Annotated in this window: 19 protein-coding genes; 11 read left to right on the top strand and 8 right to left on the bottom strand. The window is 44.5% G+C overall.

Features of this window, described 5'->3' with window-relative positions:
* Positions 1 to 125: 125 nt before the first annotated feature.
* From ACX5KA_RS10935 to ACX5KA_RS10895, 9 genes are all read left to right on the top strand, one after another.
* Positions 126 to 1,409 carry an amidase gene (locus ACX5KA_RS10935; RefSeq protein WP_039216174.1) on the top strand — a complete coding sequence of 428 codons (1,284 nt, stop codon included), beginning with the start codon at positions 126 to 128 and terminating at the stop codon, positions 1,407 to 1,409.
* Between the two features lie 192 nt (positions 1,410 to 1,601).
* A complete protein-coding gene (locus ACX5KA_RS10930) occupies positions 1,602 to 3,179 on the top strand; it encodes a gamma-glutamyltransferase family protein (protein WP_458731140.1) in 1,578 nt (525 codons plus the stop codon).
* 148 nt (positions 3,180 to 3,327) lie between these two features.
* A complete protein-coding gene (locus ACX5KA_RS10925; RefSeq protein WP_458731139.1) occupies positions 3,328 to 4,146 on the top strand; it encodes a sulfite exporter TauE/SafE family protein in 819 nt (272 codons plus the stop codon).
* Between the two features lie 10 nt (positions 4,147 to 4,156).
* Positions 4,157 to 5,425, top strand: a complete 1,269-nt coding sequence (locus tag ACX5KA_RS10920; RefSeq protein ID WP_458731138.1) for a pyridoxal-phosphate-dependent aminotransferase family protein — start codon at positions 4,157 to 4,159, stop codon at positions 5,423 to 5,425.
* Complete coding sequence (locus ACX5KA_RS10915; protein ID WP_458731137.1) at positions 5,418 to 6,662, top strand: allantoate amidohydrolase; 1,245 nt, start codon at positions 5,418 to 5,420, stop codon at positions 6,660 to 6,662. Before ACX5KA_RS10920 ends, ACX5KA_RS10915 begins: the two co-directional genes overlap by 8 nt.
* Positions 6,663 to 6,698: 36 nt before the next feature.
* Positions 6,699 to 7,064 (top strand): AraC family ligand binding domain-containing protein, encoded by a 366-nt coding sequence (locus tag ACX5KA_RS10910; protein ID WP_039216179.1) that lies wholly within the window; start codon positions 6,699 to 6,701, stop codon positions 7,062 to 7,064.
* Between the two features lie 214 nt (positions 7,065 to 7,278).
* Positions 7,279 to 8,865, top strand: coding sequence for a uracil-xanthine permease family protein (locus ACX5KA_RS10905; protein ID WP_458731136.1), 1,587 nt, complete (start codon positions 7,279 to 7,281; stop codon positions 8,863 to 8,865).
* A gap of 241 nt (positions 8,866 to 9,106) precedes the next feature.
* Entirely contained in the window at positions 9,107 to 11,524 is a 2,418-nt protein-coding gene (locus tag ACX5KA_RS10900) for a TonB-dependent siderophore receptor (RefSeq protein ID WP_458731135.1), read from the top strand.
* A gap of 128 nt (positions 11,525 to 11,652) precedes the next feature.
* Positions 11,653 to 12,819, top strand: a complete 1,167-nt coding sequence (locus tag ACX5KA_RS10895) for a purine nucleoside permease (protein WP_458731134.1) — start codon at positions 11,653 to 11,655, stop codon at positions 12,817 to 12,819.
* Between the two features lie 178 nt (positions 12,820 to 12,997).
* Here the strand turns inward: ACX5KA_RS10895 and ACX5KA_RS10890 are convergent, their stop codons facing one another.
* The 4 genes from ACX5KA_RS10890 to ACX5KA_RS10875 form a co-directional block, all read right to left on the bottom strand.
* Positions 12,998 to 15,001 (bottom strand): ATP-binding protein, encoded by a 2,004-nt coding sequence (locus ACX5KA_RS10890; protein WP_039216182.1) that lies wholly within the window; start codon positions 14,999 to 15,001, stop codon positions 12,998 to 13,000.
* Between the two features lie 176 nt (positions 15,002 to 15,177).
* Positions 15,178 to 16,098, bottom strand: a complete 921-nt coding sequence (locus tag ACX5KA_RS10885) for a diguanylate cyclase (RefSeq protein ID WP_458731133.1) — start codon at positions 16,096 to 16,098, stop codon at positions 15,178 to 15,180.
* 198 nt (positions 16,099 to 16,296) lie between these two features.
* The gene (locus ACX5KA_RS10880; protein WP_458731132.1) at positions 16,297 to 17,958 is read right to left on the bottom strand and encodes a putative bifunctional diguanylate cyclase/phosphodiesterase; all 1,662 of its coding nucleotides are present in this window, start codon (positions 17,956 to 17,958) and stop codon (positions 16,297 to 16,299) included.
* Positions 17,955 to 18,401 carry a response regulator gene (locus tag ACX5KA_RS10875; RefSeq protein ID WP_458731131.1) on the bottom strand — a complete coding sequence of 149 codons (447 nt, stop codon included), beginning with the start codon at positions 18,399 to 18,401 and terminating at the stop codon, positions 17,955 to 17,957. Before ACX5KA_RS10875 ends, ACX5KA_RS10880 begins: the two co-directional genes overlap by 4 nt.
* A 186-nt stretch (positions 18,402 to 18,587) precedes the next feature.
* Between ACX5KA_RS10875 and ACX5KA_RS10870 the strand changes: the two genes are divergently transcribed.
* Positions 18,588 to 18,950, top strand: a complete 363-nt coding sequence (locus ACX5KA_RS10870; protein WP_458731130.1) for an Hpt domain-containing protein — start codon at positions 18,588 to 18,590, stop codon at positions 18,948 to 18,950.
* A gap of 56 nt (positions 18,951 to 19,006) precedes the next feature.
* Here ACX5KA_RS10870 and ACX5KA_RS10865 read toward each other — a convergent pair whose 3' ends face one another.
* The gene (locus tag ACX5KA_RS10865; protein ID WP_458731129.1) at positions 19,007 to 20,008 is read right to left on the bottom strand and encodes an adenosine deaminase; all 1,002 of its coding nucleotides are present in this window, start codon (positions 20,006 to 20,008) and stop codon (positions 19,007 to 19,009) included.
* Positions 20,009 to 20,332: 324 nt separating this feature from the next.
* Here ACX5KA_RS10865 and ACX5KA_RS10860 point away from each other — a divergent pair, with 324 nt between their 5' ends.
* On the top strand, positions 20,333 to 21,664 hold the full coding sequence (locus ACX5KA_RS10860) for an NCS2 family permease (protein ID WP_458731128.1): 1,332 nt from the start codon (positions 20,333 to 20,335) through the stop codon (positions 21,662 to 21,664).
* Between the two features lie 121 nt (positions 21,665 to 21,785).
* Here ACX5KA_RS10860 and ACX5KA_RS10855 read toward each other — a convergent pair whose 3' ends face one another.
* The 3 genes from ACX5KA_RS10855 to ACX5KA_RS10845 all read right to left on the bottom strand — a co-directional run bounded on the left by ACX5KA_RS10855 (position 21,786) and on the right by ACX5KA_RS10845 (position 23,719).
* Positions 21,786 to 22,043, bottom strand: a complete 258-nt coding sequence (locus tag ACX5KA_RS10855; protein ID WP_039216306.1) for a lipoprotein — start codon at positions 22,041 to 22,043, stop codon at positions 21,786 to 21,788.
* 100 nt (positions 22,044 to 22,143) lie between these two features.
* Positions 22,144 to 23,073 (bottom strand): allantoinase PuuE, encoded by a 930-nt coding sequence (puuE, locus tag ACX5KA_RS10850; RefSeq protein WP_458731127.1) that lies wholly within the window; start codon positions 23,071 to 23,073, stop codon positions 22,144 to 22,146.
* 1 nt (position 23,074) lies between these two features.
* Positions 23,075 to 23,719, bottom strand: a complete 645-nt coding sequence (locus ACX5KA_RS10845; protein ID WP_458731126.1) for a TetR family transcriptional regulator C-terminal domain-containing protein — start codon at positions 23,717 to 23,719, stop codon at positions 23,075 to 23,077.
* Positions 23,720 to 24,046: the final 327 nt, after the last annotated feature.

The following is a 24,046-nucleotide window of genomic DNA, read 5'->3' as shown; positions in this document are numbered from 1 at the left end:
TGATGTAATTGCACGGTTATTTTTATCATTACAAAGTAACAATCGTTTCTCTTGACTTTCTAATGAAACAGATGTTTCATAAAGTAAAGACGAATAAAGAATCAATAACCAATAAGTAACGCGCTGTGAGCTCTCCTTTTGTACTAAAGCCCTGTGATGCAAGGTTCACACAGGCAATTGAAAATATTGAAGTAACCATTGATGCCATTTATAACGGTGAAGGCAAGGCGTCTTCGTCAAAAAACACGGCAAACCAAGAGGAAATCGAGGGTTCAACGGATGCGCGTTATGCCGCAAAGCCGCTTAGCGGATTAGGGCTTGCGGTGAAGGATTTGTTTCATATTCAAGGTTTACCGACTGCTGCGGGCAACCCAGACTGGTTGGCAACCCACTCTATAGCCGAAAATACCAATAGCTGTGTGGCGAATATACTTAAAGCAGGTGCCGTGTTTAAAGGTAAAACCATTACCGATGAGTTGGCTTATAGCTTACATGGGCAAAATAAGCATTACGGAGCTCTAGTAAACCCAGTGGCACCGGCCCATATTCCGGGTGGTTCTTCGTCGGGCTCTGCAGTGGCGGTTAGCGCCCACCTTGCCGACATTGGTCTTGGCACAGATACGGGCGGCTCTATTCGGGTACCGTCTAGCTACCAAGGGTTATGGGGACTTCGCACAACCCATGGGGCAGTCACGTGTGACAATATGGTAGCGCTTGCGCCTTCGTTCGATACCGTAGGTTGGATGACCCGCGACCTAGACACGCTAACTAAGGTTGCAAACGTTTGTCTGAATAGCGCTACGCAAAGCACAATATCAGAAGCACCAAAATTTGGTATAGCAGCACATTTGTTCGAACAAACATCTCACAACTCGCTATGTAAAACCTGGCTTGCGGCGCTTGCTGAACACAGCGACTGCATTGAGTTGTCAGAAGCACAGCTAAATTTAAATACGTTAGAAACCGCCGCTACATTTCGCACCTTACAAGGCGGTGAAATTTGGCAGCAACATGGCGAATGGATTGAAGATACTCAACCCGATATCGCTGACGACATTATGTCGCGCTTGGATTGGTGTAAAACCATAACAACCCAAGATATACAACACGCAAAAGCGCAACAAACCGTGGTAATAAATAATTTAAATGCGCTATTTGAAAAAATAGATGTTTTGGTTATTCCCACAACACCCGGTGTTGCACCTCGTTGCGATGCTGATGAAACGACTCTGGCAAATGATAGAAACGCTCTGCTTGCACTTACTGCCATAGCAGGGCTTGCGGGTTTACCCCAGCTTCATTTGCCGTTGTTTACCCTACACAACGCCCCGTGCGGATTATCGCTTGTGGGCAAAAAAGGCAACGATCTTGCACTTCTCGCGTTGGCAAAAAAGCTAACCACTCGCTAAACGTGCACAGTGTGCTGGCCTTATTTGAGTCACAGTTAAATCGCACTTAAATAGGGCATAAAGCGTACTATCGCATTCAAGTTGAAAGTAGAAAGCGGAAGTAAGACCTTAACTCGCGTCAATTTGCCTGGCTCTTGACTAGCTAAGGCTAAAGCTGACGGCGTGGTTGCTGATTTTTAGAAGGAAATAAATATGAGTGAAAAACCAAACATCGCGTTCACTGCCCCTCACTTTGCTGCATCGCAAGTTGGTTTAAACATACTAGAAAAAGGCGGTACTGCGATTGAAGCTATGGTGGCGGCAGCTGCCTCTATTGCGGTTGAATACCCGCACATGAACGGTATGGGTGGCGATGGGTTTTGGCTAATTAGTGAGCCGGGCAAAAAGCCTATTGGTATTGATGCATCTGGCGTAGCAGCAAGAGGTGCAACGCCATCATTTTACGAAGGATGCGATGCCATCCCTAGCCGTGGTGGCAAGTCTGCGTTAACTATGGCGGGCGCCGTTGCGGGCTGGAAAGCTGCCCTTGAAATAAGCCATGAATGGCAAAATGGTATGCCGTTGAGCACATTGTTCGATACGGCGATAAGTCAAGCCAATTGGGGAATTGAAGTTACTCAAAGCTTAGTGGATGCCAGCAATAAAACCTTTGATGAATTAAGCTTGGATGAAAATTTTGCCCAGTTTTTGATTAAAGGTAAGGCCCTTAAAAAAGGTAAAATACTAAAACTTACAAAGCTTTCAGAAACCTTAAAACACTTAGCAGAAAAAGGGCTGGATGATTTTTACCACGGTGAATTAGCAGCAAAACTCTCTGAAGATTTGGAAGCAGCAGGCTCCCCCATTCGCCTTGAAGATTTCAACAACTATAGAGCAACAATTGTAGAGCCATTGTCAGTTTCTACCAGCAAGGGCAAGCTTTATAACCTGCCGGCCCCTACCCAAGGTGTCGCGTCGCTTATTATTTTGGCGCTTTATGACAGAGTTCAGCATTTAGGCAACACCGACGCCGACATGGTGCACTTACTTATTGAGTGTACGAAACAAGCCTTTATTGCCCGTAACGCAAACGTAACCGACCCTTCTCGCACGCCGGTGAGTTTACAAAGCCTGCTAAGCGATAACGAGCTTGACGAGATGGTGAAAAACATTTCGTTAGACAAAGCTCTGCCATGGCCTCATGAAGCCAAGCACGGCGATACCATTTGGATGGGCTGCTGCGATTCAGAAGGGCGCATGGTCAGCTACATACAATCGCTTTATTGGGAATTTGGTTCGGGAATAGTAAGCCCGCAAACGGGTATTGTTTGGAACAACCGAGGTACCTCGTTCTCGCTAGACCCGAACAGTAATCAATTTTTAGCGCCGGGGTTGAAACCATTCCACACATTAAACCCAGCGTTTGCAGAACTTATCGATGGCCGCCGCATGAGCTACGGAACCATGGGCGGTGAAGGTCAGCCCCAGACTCAGGCTGCGCTTTTCGCCAGACATATCTACCACGGACAGCCTATCGATAAAGCGATTTCTCTTGGCCGCTGGTTACTTGGTAGAACCTGGGGCGATCAAAGTCACAATTTAAAAGCAGAGCGAGACCTAGTTGAATATGTGGGCGAGAGCTTACTGGCAAGGGGCCACGATATGGTTACGGTAGACCCTTGCAACGAACTTATGGGTCACGCTGGGGCGATTATTCGCAACACAGAAGGCACAGTGAGCGGCGCAAGCGATCCTAGAAGTGATGGTAAAGCCTATTTAGGCCATCGCTAGTTTTTTACCGCAAGAGATAACTTTGTAAACGCACAAACTAGGGTGCGTTACCTAAGCAGCGTTTACCGGAATGGGTCTGCAAAGACGTATTTTAGTTAAACGCTTACAAAATCAAATAAACAACAATTGTTAAAGAGAAAGAAATCACATGCAGTTCTTAATGGATAACCTAACGGTTATATTATCGCTCGCAGGGACGGGCGTATTCGCTGGCATACTAGCAGGTATGCTTGGCGTAGGTGGCGGCATTGTTATAGTGCCAGTACTGTTTTTCTTATTTCAAGCCCTTGGCGTATCGCCTGAAAGCGCCATGGTTATTGCCACGGCCACATCATTGGCAACTATCGTCCCTACGTCAGTGAGCTCTATTCGCGCTCACCATAGTAAAGGCAATGTAGATTTTGCGCTGCTTAAAGCCTGGGCCGTGTTCATTTTAATTGGCGTGCTTGCAGGTAGCTATGCGGTAACCGTGGTGAACCCCACGTTTCTGACTTTGCTGTTTGGCATTATTGCTACCTTGTCAGCGGTTAATATGCTTATTGGCAAAAATGATGCGCTATTTAAAGGGCTTCCTGGCCGTGCGGGTCAGTCGGTTATGGCAACCTGTATTGGGTTATTTAGCTCTATGGTTGGCATTGGCGGCGGCACGCTAACTGTACCTACCCTTACATTTTGTAACTACCCAGCACACAAAGCAGTAGGCACTGCTGCAGCGGTTGGCCTCATTATTTCGCTTCCGGCTGCGCTTACCTTGCTATTTGTAGGTACTACACCTGCCGATGCACCTTTTGCAACTTACGGCTACGTCAATTTACTAGGTTTTGCCTGCATTGTTCCGCTTACCGTTTTGTTCGCACCGGTCGGAGCAACCATTGCCAACAAGCTAGACGCAGGTTTACTCAAGAAAATCTTCGCTGTTGTTCTTATCATCACTGGCTTGCGCATGTTAGCGCAAGTGCTTATCTAGGAGCGCCCATATGTCTAAAGAAGCGACTACAAGTACTTTCGCACCACTTTCTCCACCACCTCGCTTGCTAATGGGTCCGGGCCCAATTAACTGCTACCCACGTGTATTAAGTGCCATGTCTACCCAGTTAGTGGGCCAGTACGACCCGGTGATGACTGGCTATATGAATGAAGTAATGCAGCTGTACCGTGATGTCTTTAATACCAAGAACCAGCAAACTTTTCTGGTTGATGGCACATCACGAGCTGGCATTGAAGCCGTTTTGGTATCAGCGATAGAACCAGGCGACAAAGTGCTCGTACCTATATTCGGGCGTTTTGGTCACTTGCTTGCTGAAATTGCAGAGCGCGCTGACGCTGAAGTACACACCATAGAAGTTCCTTGGGGCGAAGTCTTTACGCCTGAACAAATTGAAGCCGCGGTAAAAGAAGTAAAACCTAAGCTACTTGCCATTGTGCAAGGCGATACGTCTACTACCATGCTTCAACCACTTGAGCATATTGGTGCTATTTGTGAAGCGCACGATGTTTTATTCTACTGTGACGCTACAGCGTCAATAGGCGGAAACCCACTAGACGTAGACGCATGGAAGTTAGATGCGGTATCAGTTGGACTGCAAAAATGTTTAGGTGGCCCTTCGGGTAGCGCTCCTATTACCCTGAGCGACAAATTTGTTAGAACCGTGCGAACTCGCCATCACGTTGAAGCCGGTATTCGCGATGCGCATCACGAGGCCGCCCGCGGCCCTAAAATTCGCTCAAACTATTTCGACTTACCGATGATCATGGATTATTGGGGCGAAGAGCGGTTAAACCACCACACAGAAGCGGCCAGCATGCTTTATTGTGCTCGTGAATGCGCGCGCCTACATTTAGAAGAAGGCCAGCAAAACGTTATCGCACGTCATAAAGTGGCTGGCGACGCCATGCTAGCGGGTATTCAGGCTATGGGGCTAGAGCCATTCGGTGACCTGAAACACAAAATGTACAACGTGGTAGGTGTTCATATTCCTGACGGTGTGCACGGCGAAGAAGTTCGCGAAACCCTATTGCTGCGCTTTAATATCGAAATCGGCACCAGCTTTGGGCCATTAAAAGGTAAGATTTGGCGCATTGGCACTATGGGCTACAACGCCAGAGAAGATGCCGTTTTGCATACCCTTCAGTCACTTGAAACTGTGCTTCGTATGCAAGGTTTTGAGTTACCTGCGGGTAAAGGGGTAGATGCAGCGCTTAGCGTTTACGCTAGGGCTAAAGCGGCGGGAGTCGCGAATGGGTAAGTTCGCAGAGTTTGCTGAACTGGCTACGCAAGTTATGGCAAGGTGCGAAACATTAGGCACCTTAAGCCAAGACCCAACCTGTCTAGACAGGCGCTATTTAACTGAACAGCACAAGCTTGCGAATCAACTGGCCTCGGGTTGGATGATTGAAGCGGGTATGACTACGTGGCAAGACGCCGTAGGTAATATCTGGGGGCGCTATACGTCAAGTGTACCTAATGCGCCGCGATTAATTTTGGGCAGCCACCTCGATACTGTACCTAATGGCGGAAAATACGATGGCATGCTTGGCGTGGTCGCTGCAATATCACTGGTGGCGATGTTTGACGGCACACAAACTAAGTTCCCTTTTCACATCGACATTGTCGGTTTTTGTGACGAGGAAGGCACGCGGTTTGGCACCACGCTGTTAGGCAGCCGCGCCTTAACAGGAAAATGGCAAGAACAATGGCGCCATTTAAAAGATGAAAATGGCGTAAGCCTTGAACAAGCTATGGCGAACTTTGGGCTTAATTTCGATGCAGTAAACAGTGCAACAATTTCTCGCACTGACATTTTAGGCTACATAGAGCTTCATATTGAACAAGGCCCTGTTTTAGAGCAAGAAAACCTGCCTGTAGGAGTAGTAAGTGCCATTGCTGGCGCGAAACGCTTTAACTTTACGGTTGAAGGTATGGCGGGCCACGCCGGTACTGTGCCTATGTCGATGCGTCGTGACGCCCTATGTGCGAGTGCAGAAATGCTACTCGCTGTTGAGAGTATTAGCTTACAACGCCCGGGAGTGGTAGCAACCGTTGGGAAAATTGAAAACGCACCTAACGGCGTAAACGTGATTTCTGGGCGCACACGATTTTCCTTAGATATTCGAAGCGAAGATGACGATTTACGCGATTCCGTATTGGCAGAAATATTGCAAAAATTTGACGACATTGCGCAATCTAGACAAGTCGCCATCACTCGTGAGCAAACGCACAGTGCGCCTGCAGTGCATTGCGATAGCCAGTTAAAAGACGCGCTAGTTCGTGGCGTTGAGGAAAGCGGTATTGCTCCTCGAATTCTTGCATCTGGTGCAGGACACGATGCCATGGCTATTGCAGATATTAGCCCTGTGGCCATGCTGTTCACGCGCTGTAAGGGCGGTATCAGCCATCACCCTGCTGAGTCTATAACCGGTGATGATGTGGCAGCCAGTTTGTCGGTGCTTTATAGAACGATCAGTGCGCTTAAGCACGCGTAATGTTCTTATCAGTAAAGTTTTAATTAAGGGTTAATAATGAAAATAACAAGGATTTACAACGATGAGGCGGGCAAAAGCCACTTTGGCGAAGTTGAAATACCGCTAAAAGACGGTGGCCCAATTGGGATGCTGTCAGAAAAATTTGGTGCAGATAAAATTATCTTTCGCGAAACCCCCGCAGATTATGATTTTAAATGGCACCCAGCCCCCGCGCGACAGTTGCTTTTCATTTTAAAAGGGCGCGCAGAATTTACCGTGTCTAACGGCGAGCGTCATGTATTTGGGGCGGGCGACGTGCTGTTACTGGAAGATACCGAAGGTGAAGGTCACTGTTCACGGGCTATGTACAATGAAGTTCGCCACTCTATTTTTGTGACGCTAGATGAAGGGGTTACCTTTTAAATTGACCTCAACACACCTTTACAAAATGCGCTAATTTAGCGCATTTTTTTGTTTAGGCACCAAATTGGGGCTCAATCAGTTCTCTCCGCTTTTACCTCCATTCGTTAAATTTAAAAACCATATCAAAAACAATACGTTAAAAACGTAACACGAAGCAGACTAATTGGTCAACATCTTGCAGCTAACAAGCAACTGTCATCAAGAAAAATTGCTCATGTCTTCAAATCACAGCGAATTACTTTACGACTTACATGATAGCCCGGCATTTCTTCCCTCTCTTACCGCGGCATTCCAGCATTTATTAGCGAGCTTCGTTGGTGTTATAACCCCTACTCTTATTGTTACATCAACGCTAGGCCTTACTGAATACACACCTTACCTTATTAGTATGGCGCTATTTGTTAGCGGCCTTGGCACAGCAATTCAAACAAAACGTATAGGCCCAGTAGGCAGCGGCCTTGTCGCCATTCAAGGAACTAGCTTTGCGTTCATTAGTGCGTTGATTTTGGCGGGAAACCAAGTGAAGGCGAATGGCGGAACGCAAGAAGATATTTTAGCCCTATTGTTTGGACTCACGATGGCTGGGGCATTAGTTGAAGTGGTTTTCAGCCTATTCGTAGATAAACTTAAGCGCATTATTACGCCTTTGACTACGGGTATAGTGATCACCGCTATAGGGCTTAGCTTGATAAACGTAGGTATGACCGACCTTGCAGGAGGCTTTCATGCTGCTGACTTTGCCAGCACTGAGAACTTAGCAGTCGGCCTTGGTGTACTACTGGTTATCGTATTCTTGAACGCGTCTACCAATCATTGGCTTCGCTTAAGCGCTATTTTTATTGGCATGGCCATAGGCGCAACGTATGTCGGCTTTACAAAAGGTCTTGATTTCTCCGGGCTCGCTCCGCTCTCACTAGTGGCAGTCCCTACCCCATTTGCGTTTGGCATAGCCTTTGACATTAACTTGTTTTTACCTATTGCGCTTATTTACTTGTTTAGCGCAATAGAAACGGCGGGAGATTTAACGGCAAACAGCCTTTTTTGCAAGCAACCTGTGAGCGGCCCCGTTTATTTTGCGCGGGTGAAGGGCGGTATTTTGGGTGACGGCGTCAACTCTTTACTTGCCGGCATGTTCAACACGTTTCCAAATACCACATTTGGCCAAAACAATGGCGTTATTCAGTTAACCGGTATTGCTAGCCGAAAAGTGGGCTTTTTTGTTGCTGCGCTATTTGTTCTTATCGGCTGTTTTCCAATTGTTGGCGGGGTGCTGCAGGCTATTCCTAAGCCGGTATTAGGCGGAGCGACTCTCGTTATGTTTGCTATGGTAGCAGTAGGCGGCTTAAAGCTTCTTGCCAGCTACGCACTTGATAGGCGCAGCAGCCTTGTAACTGCTTGCGCGCTTGGAATGGCAATAGGCGTAATGATGGTTCCAGAAGCCCTTTCTGAATTGCCAACGTGGCTAGAAAATATTCTTCTTTCCCCCGTCACATCTGCCGGCCTTACTGCCGTAATTTTAGAACTAACGCTGCCAGGTAAAAAACCGTCGAGTAAGGCAAAAAGTTCAGATACAAAGTCACAGCTAAGCCCTGAAGACATCTCTCTTATTTCTTCTACCAATGACGCAATCACTAGCCGTAAAAATAAAGACGCTGGCAATGCAAGACATTCTCCAAACAGGCGTAGCGATAATGACAAAAACCTAGAAGCTGTATCACTGCCTCAACCCCTTAACACAATCTTAGGCATAAAAAGGCACGCTGATAGCACACCTCCTCTATTTGGTGCAAAAATTCGTTAAAAATCACACTGATGGTGCAAGTGCTTTAAAGACATAGAGCGTTTACATAAAAATAACAATATAAGAACAACATTATATTTTTTTATCAATATAATTCAGCGACTTAAACACAGGTCAAAACTTGACCAACTGGACAAGTAGTTGGCACCTATCCTGCTAACTCTCTTGCCAACGACAAGAACCATAAAAATAATTCGTTAAAAAGCCCAAAAAAAGGGTAACTAAAAATAATGAGGAAACCATGAAAAACACTACATTCAAATTATCTCCTCTAGCAAAAGCGTTTGCGATGACCACTGCGGTTGCGCTGTCGTCACAAGCTTTAGCTCAGGAAGAGACAGAGGTAAAAGAAAAAGACGTTGAGAAGATCCAAGTAACGGGTTCGCTTGGCAGTCTTCCAGGCCAAGACGTAGAGTCTGTGTTTGGCTTTGGTAAGTCTATTCTTGAAACGCCACGTTCTGCATCAACTATATCTCAAGAGCAAATGGAGCGTTTTAACGTTTCTGACATTGATGAACTGGTAGCGTTTGCACCGGGAACATTTACCCAGTCTTTCTTTGGCGTTGCGGGCTCTCTTGACGTACGTGGTACGCCTGGTGAAACCTATTTCCGTGGCGTTAAGCGTCTGGATAATCCTGGCAACTACCCGACACCAATTGGTGCTTCAAGTCGAATCGACATCGTCCGTGGCCCTGCATCGCCTATTTACGGTCCCTCTAAAATTGGTGGTTACCTAAACTTTAATCCTAAATCTGCGCGTGCTTCTGGCGGCCAGTATCTAGATGCGCCAACGGGTGCTTTGTCATACACCACTGGTTCATGGGATAAAAGCATTTTGACCGCCGAGGTTGGTGGCCCAACTAGCTTAGCTGGAAAGGAAATGGGCTATTACATCTACGGTGAGCTAGAAAATTCAGACAGCTATTACGACAATACGCAGACTGATCAAACCGTACTCCAAGCGTCATTTAACATTGATATTACCGACAACCTTCGCTTCGAATTTGGTGGTATGTATCACGACTATGATGGTAACCAAGTCGCAGGCTGGAACCGACTAACACAAGAATTGGTAGATGACGGTACTTATATTACTGGTACGGCACAGCCACTGGATACAGATGGCGACGGCCAAATTAGCCACGAAGAGTACGGTGCTGTAAACATTGCCGGTGAAAGCTTTTTCTATGTACCAGCGTCAAGCTTCACAGACGATGAAGCAACAGCATTGATGCAATTACAAAATGTAGGCACAACAACCCTTAGTGGAAACCAAGTGTTGGTTGCGCCTGATGATCAGCTAGGCAACGAAGCCATTACGCTGTATTTCGATACCATTTACTACACGGATAACTGGGAAATTCGCAACCAGTTTTTCTATGATGCCTACGACAACATCAACGAAAATGCTTACGGTTTCTCACAATTCCACGACAGCTGGGTTGTTGAAGACAAGCTTATTTTCGCAACAGAGTATGAAAATGACGGTCTGTTTGCACAGTTTCAATTCTCACCTTCTGTTCGTTATACCGATTTCGAACACGGCGATGATTTCACGTACGAATATTTCAACCGTCGCGATCTAACCATGCCCTCTTCGGCTCTTGATCGTCGTTTATTATCTACCCGCTCAGGTAAAAACTTTGATAACTATGACGTAGGTAACTACCTAGACCTAGGTGTTGCTGCAATGACAGATTTAACTTGGGATTGGGGTTTAAACCTAGTACTTGGTCTGCGTTACGATACCATTGATATTGAAAGTACATCACGTACCGACCTTTTGTTAGGTGCTACAGGTGATGAAACGCCAGTTTATGCTGAAGAGACAGTAGACGGATGGTCATGGAACGCAAGCCTTTCATACGAGTTCGAGTTTGGCCTAATTCCATATGTAACCGCTGCAGAGCAAGCCACACTTGTTGCAGGTCAAGGTGCAGAAATTGGCGTTGGCCAACTTGGCGACGGCAGTGCGTTCGATACGTCTGAGCTTATCGAGTTTGGTATAAAGGGCTCGCTGTTAGAAGACACATTGTATTTTGCGCTTTCATCGTTTGAGCAAGAGCGTACCGATTTTAACGCGCAAAACACGGTAACTAATAATACCACCAACAACAAAGGTACTGAGTTTGAACTTCGCTGGGTAGTAAACGATAACCTTGTTGTATCTGCAGGTTACACCAACATTAAGGTTATTAACCTTACAGCACTTGAAAATGGTAACCAGTTTGGTTTCTTGGGTGCTGAAGACTTAGTGAACCTTGAAGATCCTTCATTGATCTTCGGTGGTAACGTGATTGGTCTTAACCTTATCGGTGAAGGCTTTAATAATACAGATGGACGTAAAGCAGGTATCCCTGAAAACATCTATACACTAACTGCGACTTACGATTTCCAAAATGGTTATGCGGCTAACGTAAGCGTGGTAGATGTTGAAGAAGTAGCATCAGGTTTCTCTGCTGCTGTCACGCTACCGGCTTACACGCTAGTGAATGCTGGCTTATCTTATCAGGCTGAAGACTGGTCATTTAACTTAACCGTTAAAAACCTAACTGATGAACGTTATTTCCGTTCTAACTTCCCTGATCTATTCGGTAGCCAAATCGTTCTTCCTGAACTACCGCGTCACTTTAATGCTAAAGTTACTTACTCATTCTAAGTATGCTTAGCGTGTGAATGGCACCTCGCTTCCGATGGTTATTGGAAGCGCGTTACCATCATTCACTTTAATTACGTTTAATAAAGAGCTCAGTTTTTTAAATCTGGGCTTTTTTTTAGGAGTTTTTTATGTCTCTACCCCATTTCATTCGCCTCTTTTCACAGCAACCGCCATTGAGTACTGCTAAAAACAGCCGCAATTCAGCTTTTAGTAAACCCTCTGTGTTGGCTGTTTTGATAGGCTTAGTAATAAGTGTTTTATCTACCCATGCTTACGCTAATGGCGAAGAAAAGCCGATGGAAGTAAAGGTGGTAGTAGTCAGTATGTTTGAAATAGGCGATGATGAAGGCGACGCACCAGGCGAATTTCAGTTGTGGAAGGCACGTCAAAAGCTTACAACAAAATACCCGCTACCCCACGGCTTTCACGATGTGTATGCAAATACTGAAACGGGCGTAATTGGCATAGTGACGGGTATGGGCACTGCGCGTGCTTCAGCAGCAATAATGGCGCTGGGCCTTGACCCTCGCTTTGATTTGTCGAAAGCCTATTGGCTAGTAGCAGGCATCGCTGGTGTCGACCCTGCCGATAACACTATCGGAAGTGCTATTTGGACTGATTACGTTGTAGATGGTGACCTTGCACATCACATTGATGCAAGAGAAATTCCTTCACAGTGGCCAACAGGTTACTTTCCTCTTTTTACTCATGAACCTTATGAAAACGCCGAGTCAGTTGACGTAAACAACAGCCCAAATGGAGAGGTTTACACCCTTAACCTACCATTGGCGAAATGGGCCTATTCTCTTACAAAAGATACCAAGCTTTTAAACAATGAAGCAATGGATACGCTAAGAGCAAAATATACTCTCTCACCTAATGCAAAAGCACTTCCTAATGTTTCTATGGGAGCACATCTATCTGCGTCTACTTTTTGGCACGGGGAAAAACTTAATACCTGGGCAAACGATTGGGTAGCTTACTGGACGCAAGGCAAAGGAAACTTCGTCACATCGGGCATGGAAGACTCAGCTACGCTTCAAAGTTTAACGTATTTAGATAATGCGGGGTTAGTAGACAAAGAGCGCTTGATGATACTAAGAACGGCGAGCAACTTTACTATGCAACCTCCATCGTTAGGCGCTGCACAAAATTTGAAATTAGAAAGCTCCGGAGAAGGCTATGCAGCAATGAGCGCAGCAATTGAAGCTGCTTACAACGTTGGCTCAGGTGTTGTTAATGCTATTGTTGAAAACTGGGAGTCTGCAAAACACACTATTCCCGGTTCTGACTAACATTCAGAACAATTGATTTAAGTACAATATCTTAGTTGGAATTAACTAAGTTGGTATTAATCAAACTGCCAAATCTTGTTTATTATTAATTCTGCTAGCGTTAACACGGGTGTTTAGTCACCTGATTTTGACAGGCTGTTCAATGCTTTTAAATGCATTTAAAAGTACTGAACTGCCCCTAAGCCACTACAGATTTTGCATCTAGCGCTAACTTAAGCTGTGAAGTTACATCATTTTGTACAACAGGCTTTGCCAGAAAGTCTTGCATGCCCGCTTCGCTGCAACTGGATTTATCTTCAGCTGTGGTGTTAGCAGTAACCGCGATAATGCGCCCATGCTTAGGCATTAACGCTTCTTGCAGTATAATTTTCGTTGCGCTAACACCATCAAGCACCGGCATAGCACAGTCCATGAAAATAATGTCGTATTTTTTGGCCCTCGCCATTTGTACCGCTACTTCGCCGTTTTCAGCTTCATCAGGTATGTAATTGAACTTTTCTAGCATAGACCCTAAAACCAGGCGGTTTATGTCATTGTCATCAACAACCAAAATATTTAACGGCACACTTAAAAGTTCAGAAGAAAGCGTTATCTCTCCATTAGACGTTTCGTTTAGTGTTGCCATTTCAACTGGAATGGCAATGTCAAAGCAGGTTCCTTTGCCTACCGTCGAGCGCACCTCAAGTTCACCATCCATTTTTTCAACAAGCTGGCTCACTATCGAAAGACCTAATCCATTTCCATTGAGTTCTTCACGAGCACTGCCGGTATCGTTTTGGAACGGCCGGAACACCCGCGATAGAATGTCATTACTCATGCCTACCCCGGTGTCTTCGACTGAAGCCAGCAGAATAGGAACGTCGCCTTGATGTTTAAGCGTAACCTGCACTGAAATGTAGCCTTTTGCGGTGAACTTTACGGCATTCGACAACAAGTTGGTTATTACCTGACTTATCCTTGCCGCGTCACTATGCACATAGGTCTTTTCATCAAAAGACAGCACTGCATAGAACCGTACGCCCTTTTCTGCACACTTTGTTTTGAACACATCGACAATGTCTTCGCATAAAGACCGAACGCAGAAATCACTGTGGTTTAACGTGAATTCACCGTTTATAATCGACGTGTAATCCAGTACATCGTTGATGAGTGATAACAAGCGATCTGCACTATGTAATGCAATGTCGGCTTTTCTAATTCGAACGTTATCTTTTGTTTCAAATTTTATGGCCTGAAGCATTCCGGTAATGCCGTTCAGCGGTGTTTTTAACTCGTGGCTTATGCGTGAAAGCAACATTCCACGCTCTCTGGATGCAGCTTCTGCTTCTTTACGTCGCGCATCCAACTCTAACCTAAGTTGAACCGATTTATTAACATTTTGACAGGTACCAAACAAGCGAACGCACTTACCATGCTTCATTTCTGCCATGCCATGGGTTTCTATCCATACCGAATTGCCTTTTGCGGTTGTAAGCTCGAGGGTTGAGCTCCAAGGCTCCCCAGTCTGGGTGCTATGAGAAACAATGCGGCTTATTTCATCTCTATCGAACCCTTCTTTGTAGAAGTTAATTGCAGTTTCTAGCGAGGGCGTGTAGCTGTCGTCTACTTCATGAATGATACGAGTTTGAGATGACCAAGTTAGCTCATTGGTAATAAGGTCAACCTCCCACGTCCCTACGTTTGCAACACTTTGCAGTTTTTCGTAGAGCGTGTTTTGTTTTGTTTCAGCTTTCTCTACGTGAAATTTTTCTAAAATGACAGATAACCAATCGTCGAGCAATGTCACTTTATCTACATTATTTGACTGTTCGGGGCATGCGTTGATGAACACTAGGCAGACCTGCCCACCGTCGAGGTTGTGGACTTGGCCTCTTATGTATTTTTCCGCGTTGAAATAGGTACTAAACCACCGTTTAAATGCAGTCGAACACTTAGCACTGCTTACGGGGAAACAATTGTCTACCGGTGAGCAATTTGCGTAAGAAGGGATTGATTTAAAACTGGGTGGATAAGCTGATGATGCTCTTACAAGAATGTTGACGGTGTCCTGGTCAAGATGCAAAAGCAAGCCTTGAAAAATGCCTAAAGAGTCACAACCACGTTGCACTAACTGAGATAGCGATGCCTTTAACTGCGCTTCCAGCTTAACATTCAAACTCGATTGCTCGTCGAAATAAACCATTGTTCTTTACCTAAGTCTCAAACTCGTAAAAGAAGAGTACTAACCCGCGCTTTCAAAAATATCGAAAATAATACGTAATCACTCTTGATGATAGCGTGGTATTAACGGTTTCGACATTAAACAATAGGATAGTTTAGGGGTGCTAAAGATAGGCTAATTTTTAAGTATTGCACAAACTAACCTTTGGCCCGATTTCTACCTGACTCTTTTGCCTCAAATAAGGATACATCTGCATCTTCAATTAATGCGGAAATGTCATCTTTTACCACGTCCTCAGCCGTCCGGGCTGCAAACCCTGCACTAATAGACACGCGATTTTCAATGCCTTTCCCATGAGGTATTTTTGCCTTGGCTACTTCACCTACAAGCTGATTTGCCACAAGCTTTGTACCTTTATAATCGCTGTAAGGTAGAATAATTAGAAACTCTTCGCCGCCAAACCGTATTACAGCGTCTTTAGGGCGCTTAACGTTATCGGATACTATTTCAGCAACTTTCTGCAAGCATAAATCGCCTTCAAGATGGCCGTACGTGTCATTAAAAAGTTTAAAATAATCAATATCGATCATTATTGCACCTACACTACCTTTATCTCTCGCCACCTGCTTTATTAACAGAGGGATCTCTTTCGTGAGGTACATGCGATTGTAAAGGCTGGTAAGTTGATCATGAAACGTCATCATTTCAAGATATTCAGTACGAAGCTTGTTCTGAAGGTGTGTCTTTACACGATGAATAAGCGTTGAGGCATTTACCGGCTTCATAACAAAGTCTGATGCACCCACTTCCCAACATGCGTTTTCACTTTTGATATCCATGGTTGAGGTTACAAAAATGACCGGTATGTCTTTGGTTTCTGGCGCCGATTTTAATGCTGCACACACTTCTAAACCGCTGATATCTGGCATGTTCATATCTAGTAAGACTAAATCGGGCAGCGCTTCGCCACAATGCGATATGGCGTCGCTTCCAGACTCTACAGTAGTGCATTGAAATTCACTTTCAAGTATTGACTGTAGCAGCAATCGGCTCATTGGTTCATCATCAACAATAAGCACTTTACACTGTGAGTAGGGTTTAATTTCTTTTCTGTCCATTGCTTTCTAATACAAGTACGTCGCGCTACTGTTTTTCATTGTAACATAACGATTTTTTTATATTTTTTAATATCTAACAGTCTAACACCTTAGGGATAGATGTATATTGAAAAGGTTAACTTTTGACGAGCTTTAGGTATTATAAAATACACCTAAGTCGAAAGGCTGAAATGTTCCAAAGCTGGCTGCGGCTTTACGTTAGACGACTTCTTCATTACTGATAAACTGAATAAAAAAGTCGTTCAGCGCTACGGGGCGACACATAAAATATCCTTGTCCTAGGTGGCAACCAAGCGCTTTCAAGCTATTGAAATGTGATTGAGTCTCTATCCCTTCGGCAACTATAGTCAAATTCAAACTTAAGGCCAGGTGCACAATTGCGGTAACAATATCATGTGCCTGCTGTTCTTCATCCATATCAATAACAAATGAGCGGTCTATTTTTAGTACATGAAGTGGAAATTGACGTAGATAGGATAAGCTTGAATAGCCAGTGCCAAAATCATCAAGCGTTATGGTAACCCCCAGTGATGTTAATGCGATGAGGATATCGCGGGTTTGTTCAAAATCGTGCATCAACGCAGACTCTGTCACCTCTAATTCTAATGACGAAGCTTCAATCCCCGTTGAACGAATTATTTCTGCAACCTCATCTGCAAAACCAGGATTTGCAAGCTGTTTTGCCGCAACATTAACCGCTACTTTAACGTCTTGATGTTCGTTGTTACAACGTGCAATGAACTCACAGCTTTTTTGAAGCACTTGTCTTCCGAGCTGATGAATTAATCCTGTTTCCTCAGCGAGAGGAATAAATTCGTAAGGCCCAATAACGTTACCGTTTTCTTCGACTATTCTGACTAAACATTCAGCTCCGCTAACTTCTTTGTTGTTAAAATCGTATTTTGGCTGAAGGTAAATAGCTAAACTGTTATTTTCAATGGCTTGCCTAAGTTTAATCTCAATTTCAACCCTGTGATGCATGGCGTGCTGCAGGTCTTTCGAGAAAAAGCTAAATGTATCCTTCCCTTTTGATTTAGCGCGATACATTGCTGAATCTGCGTGTCGCATCATCTCTTCAGCATTAACGGCACCCTGTGGATACAAGCTTATTCCTATGCTTAAACTCAGTTGATGGGACTTTCTATCTATTTCAATAGGCTCCCTAGCTGCCTGCAAACATGCCATGGCAATACTATCTGCACTGAATCCAGAACCGAGATCAGACAACAAACAAGCAAACTCGTCTCCGCCAACGCGGGCAAGGGTTGCATTCTGGCCGAGGGTATTAGAAAGTCGTTTTGCAATTATTGATATAACATAGTCGCCAACCTGATGCCCCAAGCTATCGTTGAGGTATTTGAAATTATCAATATCAATTAACAGTAAGGCACTGCTTTGTTTGCTGGTAAAGCTTCTTGCTATCGCTTGTACAACACGGTCGTGAAGCAGTACGCGATTGGGCAAACCGGTAAGTTGGTCATGATTGGTGAGGTGAGTCATTTTTACCGCCATCTCAACGGCTTCTGAAACATCTTGGAAGACCATCACAGCACCAATAATGTTTCCTTCATCGTCTATAATCGGCGACGCACTATCTTCAACCCTAAAAATCTGTTTATGCCGGCTAACGAGTGTCGCATTATAAGACATAGCCACGGGGCGCTTTACTTCTAGTGCGTAAAGCGCCGAGTTTAACAGCGGTTCATGACTTGAAGCATCTCGCAAGTTCATTATTTCATCAATAGGCCTACCTATGGCACTTTCCCCACTATAACCAGTTAGCCTTTGTGCCACGGGATTAATGAATGTTATATCTCCTGCAGCGTTAATCGAAATGACACCGTCAGCTATGGATTTCAATGTAATAGCAAGCTGTTTTTTTCCGCCTCAAGCTCTTGGTTTACTTTTTTCAGTAAGGCTTTTTGAGATTGAAGCGTGAGATGATTTTTCACCCTCATTCGGCACATTTCCACATCGATAGGCTTTGAAATAAAATCTATCGCGCCAAGCGACAGCGCGCTGTGTTCGTTGTCTGAATAGCTGTGAGAAGTGACGAATATTACAGGGATTGAAGCAATGCTTGGACATGCTTTAAGCTGTTTGCACACTTCGAACCCTGAGAGTACGGGCATGCTGATGTCTAAAATGACTAGGTCAGGTTGTTGCGCTTTGACTATCGAAAATGCATTAACGCTTTGCGAAACCGTAACAACATCTGTTAAAGATTCTACTGCACTTTCTAGTAACAAGAGTGTTGTTGGTTCATCGTCAATGATGACTGCCTTTTGTGTCTCAGCTTCCATGAGAAATAACACATAACTTGATAAGAACAATAAGTAGTATCGTCTGACATACTTTAAAAAAATTAGCCTTTAGTCTACTTTGCCTAATTTAGGAAGAATTTTACAGGTAACCATTTGACAGTAATGCTTTAAGTCACGCACAATTAATGTACATTCCAATATCATCTCGATTCCTTGGTAATAAAAATGGATACGTTAAATACTCAACATAGCGCTTTTGAAAAGCCGCTTTGGAATAAGGAAGCTGCTCTAAGCCGGCTAGGTGGTAACGAAGGTTTACTTAACCGTATCGTAGAAATGTTTTTAGCTCAAATTACCGAGAAGCAACAGGCATTACAAAAAGCGGTTACTGAGCAAGATATTGAAGGCGTTCGTTTCACTAGCCACGCAATGAAAGGAGTTTCAGGAGACGTGGGCGCCGACGCTATTCGCGAAAAAGCATCGTCTATTGAGAACAAGGCCAAGCGTGACGATTTGACTGAGATAGCGCTGGACATGCAAGAGCTAGACGGCTTAATAGAACGCACCATTACGGAAATGCAATCTTAATATTAAGCCACGTCGGCACTCTTGCCTGGACCCGAGTATACTTTTACTTTTAGACGCTAAATAGCAATTTCGACTTGCTCGATTAAAGCCTTTTTCCTTTCCGCTGGTAAAAAGCTTGCTCTAAAACTGTTTGCGGCTAGCGCACGAATCGTACTCTCATCTATGTTTAGCGCAGTATGAAGCGCTTCAAAATTTTCATTCAAAAAACCGCCGAAATAAGTGGGATCGTCAGAATTCACGGTAACCAATAATCCAGCATCAAGCAGCTGCACGATATTATGCTCTTTCATATCGTCTATCACGCATAGTTTCAAGTTACTTAATGGGCATACGGTAAGTGGTATTTGTTTTTCCTTTAAATACGCCATAAGTGCTTGGTCTTCTTGGCAGCGAACACCATGATCAATGCGGTCCACATCAAGCAGTTCAATCGCTTCCCAAATATAGGACGCTGGCCCTTCCTCTCCCGCATGAGCAACAATTTTGAAACCTAGCGACCTCGCCTTTTTGAATACGCGCTCAAACTTAGAAGGCGGATGCCCTAACTCTGAACTATCAAGTCCTACCGCTTTAATGTGCTGATAATAAGGTTTTGCCGCTTCCAGTGTTTGATATGCTTCGCTTTCGGGTAAGTGACGTAGAAAGGACATGATCAAATAGCTACTTATGCCGTATTCAGTTTCTGCCTTTTGTATAGCCCGCAAGAAGCCAGGCATGAACACATCAAAGCCTATACCCCGCTCGGTATGGGTTTGAGGGTCAAACATAATTTCGGTATGTACGATATTTTCTTCAGCGCACCGAGTTAAGTATTCCCACATTAGTATGAAGAAGTCGTCTTCGTCTCTTAATACCCCGGCCCCTGCGTAATAGAGGTCAAGAAAGCTTTGTAAGTCTTTGAAATTATATGCGGCTTCAGTCTCTTCCACGCTAGCATAAGGAAGTGATACACTGTGCTTTTCAGCTAGGCGCCACATGAGTTCAGGCGTTAAGCTACCTTCTATATGCAGATGCAGTTCGGCCTTTGGAATGTTTTTAATTATTGATGACAGCGACATGGCCCCTCACTTATTTTGCACCATAACGATGCAATAGCATTTAATTGGTGCGTAATAGTTTATCTTTAATGCTATCTGTAAACGAGTTCTATTGCTCATTTAGGTTTTGTTTGCGGTTTTTTTAACATCATCTATGTTGATTACTAACCGTTTGGCTGGCTTTGTGCCGCCTGGCTAGTGACCTTGAGTCACGCAATGATTGCTTTTTAATCATTGCACTGAAAAATAAGTTAGCACAAAACACACCAACAAGTTGACTAACTGGTCAGTTTTTTGCTTTCAAACGCACAAAATACTTAATGAAACAAAAACAGAGAACTCTTGATGTCCAACAACGTAATTGAACGGCTATTTAAGCTGCAGGAACACGGAACTACAGTAAGAACTGAGATCATCGCAGGCCTTACCACGTTTGCGGCTATGTCTTATATCCTCGTGGTGAACCCAGGTATTCTAGGGTTAAGCGGGATGCCCGTTGAAGGGTTGATTACAGTGACGGCAATCGCAGCTTGTATTGGCACGCTCATGATGGCGCTAATGACCAACTACCCTATCGCACTTGCGCCAGGAATGGGCTTAAACGCATTTTTTGCTTTCACTATTTGCCTTGGCCGCGAAATTCCTTGGGAAGCGGCGCTTGGTATTGTTTTTTGGAACGGTATTCTCTTTTTAATTCTTTCACTTACTGGTGTTCGAACCAAGATCGCCGAATCTATACCACCGTCTCTTAAGATTGGCGTGCAGTGTGGCATTGGCTTATTCATCGCGTTTATCGGTCTTAAAAATGCTGGGTTAATTGTCGATAACCCCGCAACCTTTGTGCAGCTTGGTGACCTTTCAGAGCCTGCAGTGATGCTTGCCCTTGTTGGTATTATTTTTACCATTGTTCTTATGGTTAAACGCGTTACCGGGGCTATTTTAATTTCTATCGTTACCCTTACTTTAATCGGTGCGTTTATCCCTACCGAAAACGGAACGTTAACTGCCACGCCTTCTGCTGTTGTGGGCATGCCAGAGTCTATATCGAACACATTTTTGGCCATGGACTTTTGGTACCCTATCGACCATCTTGCCGAAACCTGGGATCTTATTTTCGCACTTATGTTTGTAAACATGTTCGATACCATAGGTACGTTAATCGGCGTTTCACGCAAAGCTAACTTGCTAGACTCAAAAGGCAAGCTACCGAAAATTGGCCCGGCCATGACGGCGGATGCATCAGCAAGCATTGCTGGTGCATTCGTAGGAACTTCACCAGTAACTAGCTACGTTGAATCTGCCACTGGCGTATCAGCGGGTGGACGAACAGGGCTTACCGCTGTGGTGGTTTCTGTATGTTTCCTGTTGTCACTTTTCCTTACGCCATTGATGAAAGTTATTCCGCTAATGGCTACTACTCCGGCATTACTAATGGTAGGTATTTTAATGATGGAGTCGATTCGTCAGGTTGATTTCGACGACTTAGGCGCCTTGGCCACAGCCTCTGTTGCGCTCATCGCTATGCCGTTAACCTTTAGCATAAGCGAAGGTATTGCCCTTGGTTTTATAACCTACGTGGGCATTAAGGTCGGCACTGGAAAATTTAAGGAAGTAACCCCGCTGACTTATGCATTGGCTATTGTTTTCTTACTGAGATACTTATTAGATTTAAAATAATTTATCGCTGCGTCGGTGCAACGTGTACACTATTGCACACAAAACCTTGGTTTAGATACAAAAAAGGTGGCAATTAATGCCACCTTTCTTTTTTAATCAGCTATATCAATGGACTAGCCGATTACTTCAATCCGTCGTAAGTGAAAGTAACGGCTTTATCACCCATAAATACAATTTTTACGTGTTTGCTGTCTTCGTTACCCCACGTGCACGCCATAGCGCCCATTGTTTTGCCACAGTTATCAGCTGAACCAATGATTGCTTCAACTTCATCCTGAGTCATTCCCATTTCTAACTTGTCATAGTTTTCTTTCGTCAGCTTTGAGCATGCAGTGAGGGCGAGTGCCCCAAGTGCAATAATTGCTAGTTTTGTTTTCATGGTTTTGTCCTCTACTAAGCGAAGGCGGCAGTTCTCCATTTGGTTCACTCTCCCTCCTTAGCTTTACTCTACTATTAATACTTTGCGGGTACTGTAAACGCTAGATACTCGCCTTGTCACTACCTTCTTTAGGATGAGTTTCCAACCAATGACGAGCAATTTGTTCTCTGGTGGCCAACCACACTTTGTCATGTGACTTTACATATTCAATAAAACGCTTAAGTGCTGCGAGTCGAGCAGGCCTGCCTATAATGCGATTATGAAGACCGATAGAAAGCATTTTGGGCGCTTCTTCTCCTTCTTCATACAACACATCAAACGCATCTTTTAAGTAGGTGAAAAACTGTTCTCCACTGTTAAAACCTTGAGGCGTGGCAAAGCGCATATCATTGGTATCCAACGTGTACGGCACCATCAATAACGGCTTGCTATAGTGACAGTCGTAATATGGCAAATCGTCGGCATAAGAGTCGGCGCAATATAAAATATCATCGCGCTCCGCGATTAACTTCAATGTGTTAGGACTGGTTCTCCCTGTATACCATCCTGCAGGTTTACTACCCGTTAACTGCTCGTGAAGAATAATCGCTTCATCTATTTGCTTACGCTCATCTTCCTCGCTCATATCTTGATAGTGCACCCAGCGCATGGCATGACTGGCTATTTCCCAACCGGACTCCATCATTGCTTTTACAGCGTCAGGATGGCGCTGCAGTGCCATGGTAACGCCAAATACAGTTACAGGTATGTCGTACTTATTTAGCAAGCGGTGTAAACGCCAAAAACCTGCTCGACTGCCGTATTCGTAAATAGATTCCATGCTAAGGTGACGGTCTTTATAGGCTTGTGCGCCTATAATTTCCGATAAAAATATTTCCGACGCCTCGTCGCCGTGAAGCACGCAGTTTTCGCCGCCTTCTTCGTAGTTCAAGACAAACTGAACAGCTATTTTTGCTTCATCTGGCCAATTAGCGTGCGGCACATGTTCACCGTACCCAATGAGATCGCGAGGATACACAGAGTCTACCATGCTACACCTCGAAACTTTCTGGCAAAGACAGTCCGCAACCGCCAAGCACAAGTTTAACCACTTGCTTTGTAGCGTCGTCAAAATCTGCTTTTGTCATTTTCTTACCGCGCAATCGGGTAATTTGCGCTGAAAAATCAGCGTAATGCTGGGTGCTTGCCCAAATAGTGTAAAGCAAGTACTCACCTTCAACCGGGGGAAGTTTACCTGCTTGTATCCACGCTTCTATTACTGCAAGGCGCCCTTTCATCCAAAGCGCATGCTCTTCATCAAAGTAGCCACTGAGGTTTTGCGCACCGTTGATGATTTCCATAGCAAAAATCTTTGAGGCCATGGGATGCGTTCGGGATACTTCCATTTTTTCAGCAATGTAATTAGCAAGCACTTCGGCGGGATCATCTTCCACCGTTGCTTTGTCAAATCGGGAGTTCCACAATGAAAGGGTTTCTTCTAATACCGCGACATAGAGTTCTTGTTTAGTTTTGAAATAATACAAAACGTTGGTTTTGGGTAGTCCTGCTTCATCAGCAATTTTTTGAACTGCTGTGCCTTTGAAGCCAAATTGTGCAAAACACTTTTCAGCGGCTTGGAGTATTTTTCTTCTGTTCATAGCGCCAACGCCAGCGTCAGTGCTCTTTACCTTCATCATTATTATTAAAATTCCTTTGCAATCTACTTTGCAAGCGCACGGGCAGTATAAATGCTGCATGCCTTTTCGATAGGTTAGCATTTATTGCCGACGAGTTGCTATGCTCTTATAGATCATACATACCCTATGCAGGGAGTGTTAACCATACTAAAACACGAATTACGCGAATAGTTCAAAACCTTGCACGAATCTTGCCTTATTCTTTATTAACAAATCGACGTAGTGCTTAGCAGAAGAAAAATAGAAAGGTATCACTTCTTTTTTTCCAATCAAATTTGCGCAAAATCATGGCCTTTTAGAACTCGGCCTTTTTTTATAAGCAATAAA

The sequence above is a fragment of the Alteromonas alvinellae genome (assembly GCF_902705805.1).
This window is presented reverse-complemented; position numbering and strand designations above follow the sequence as displayed.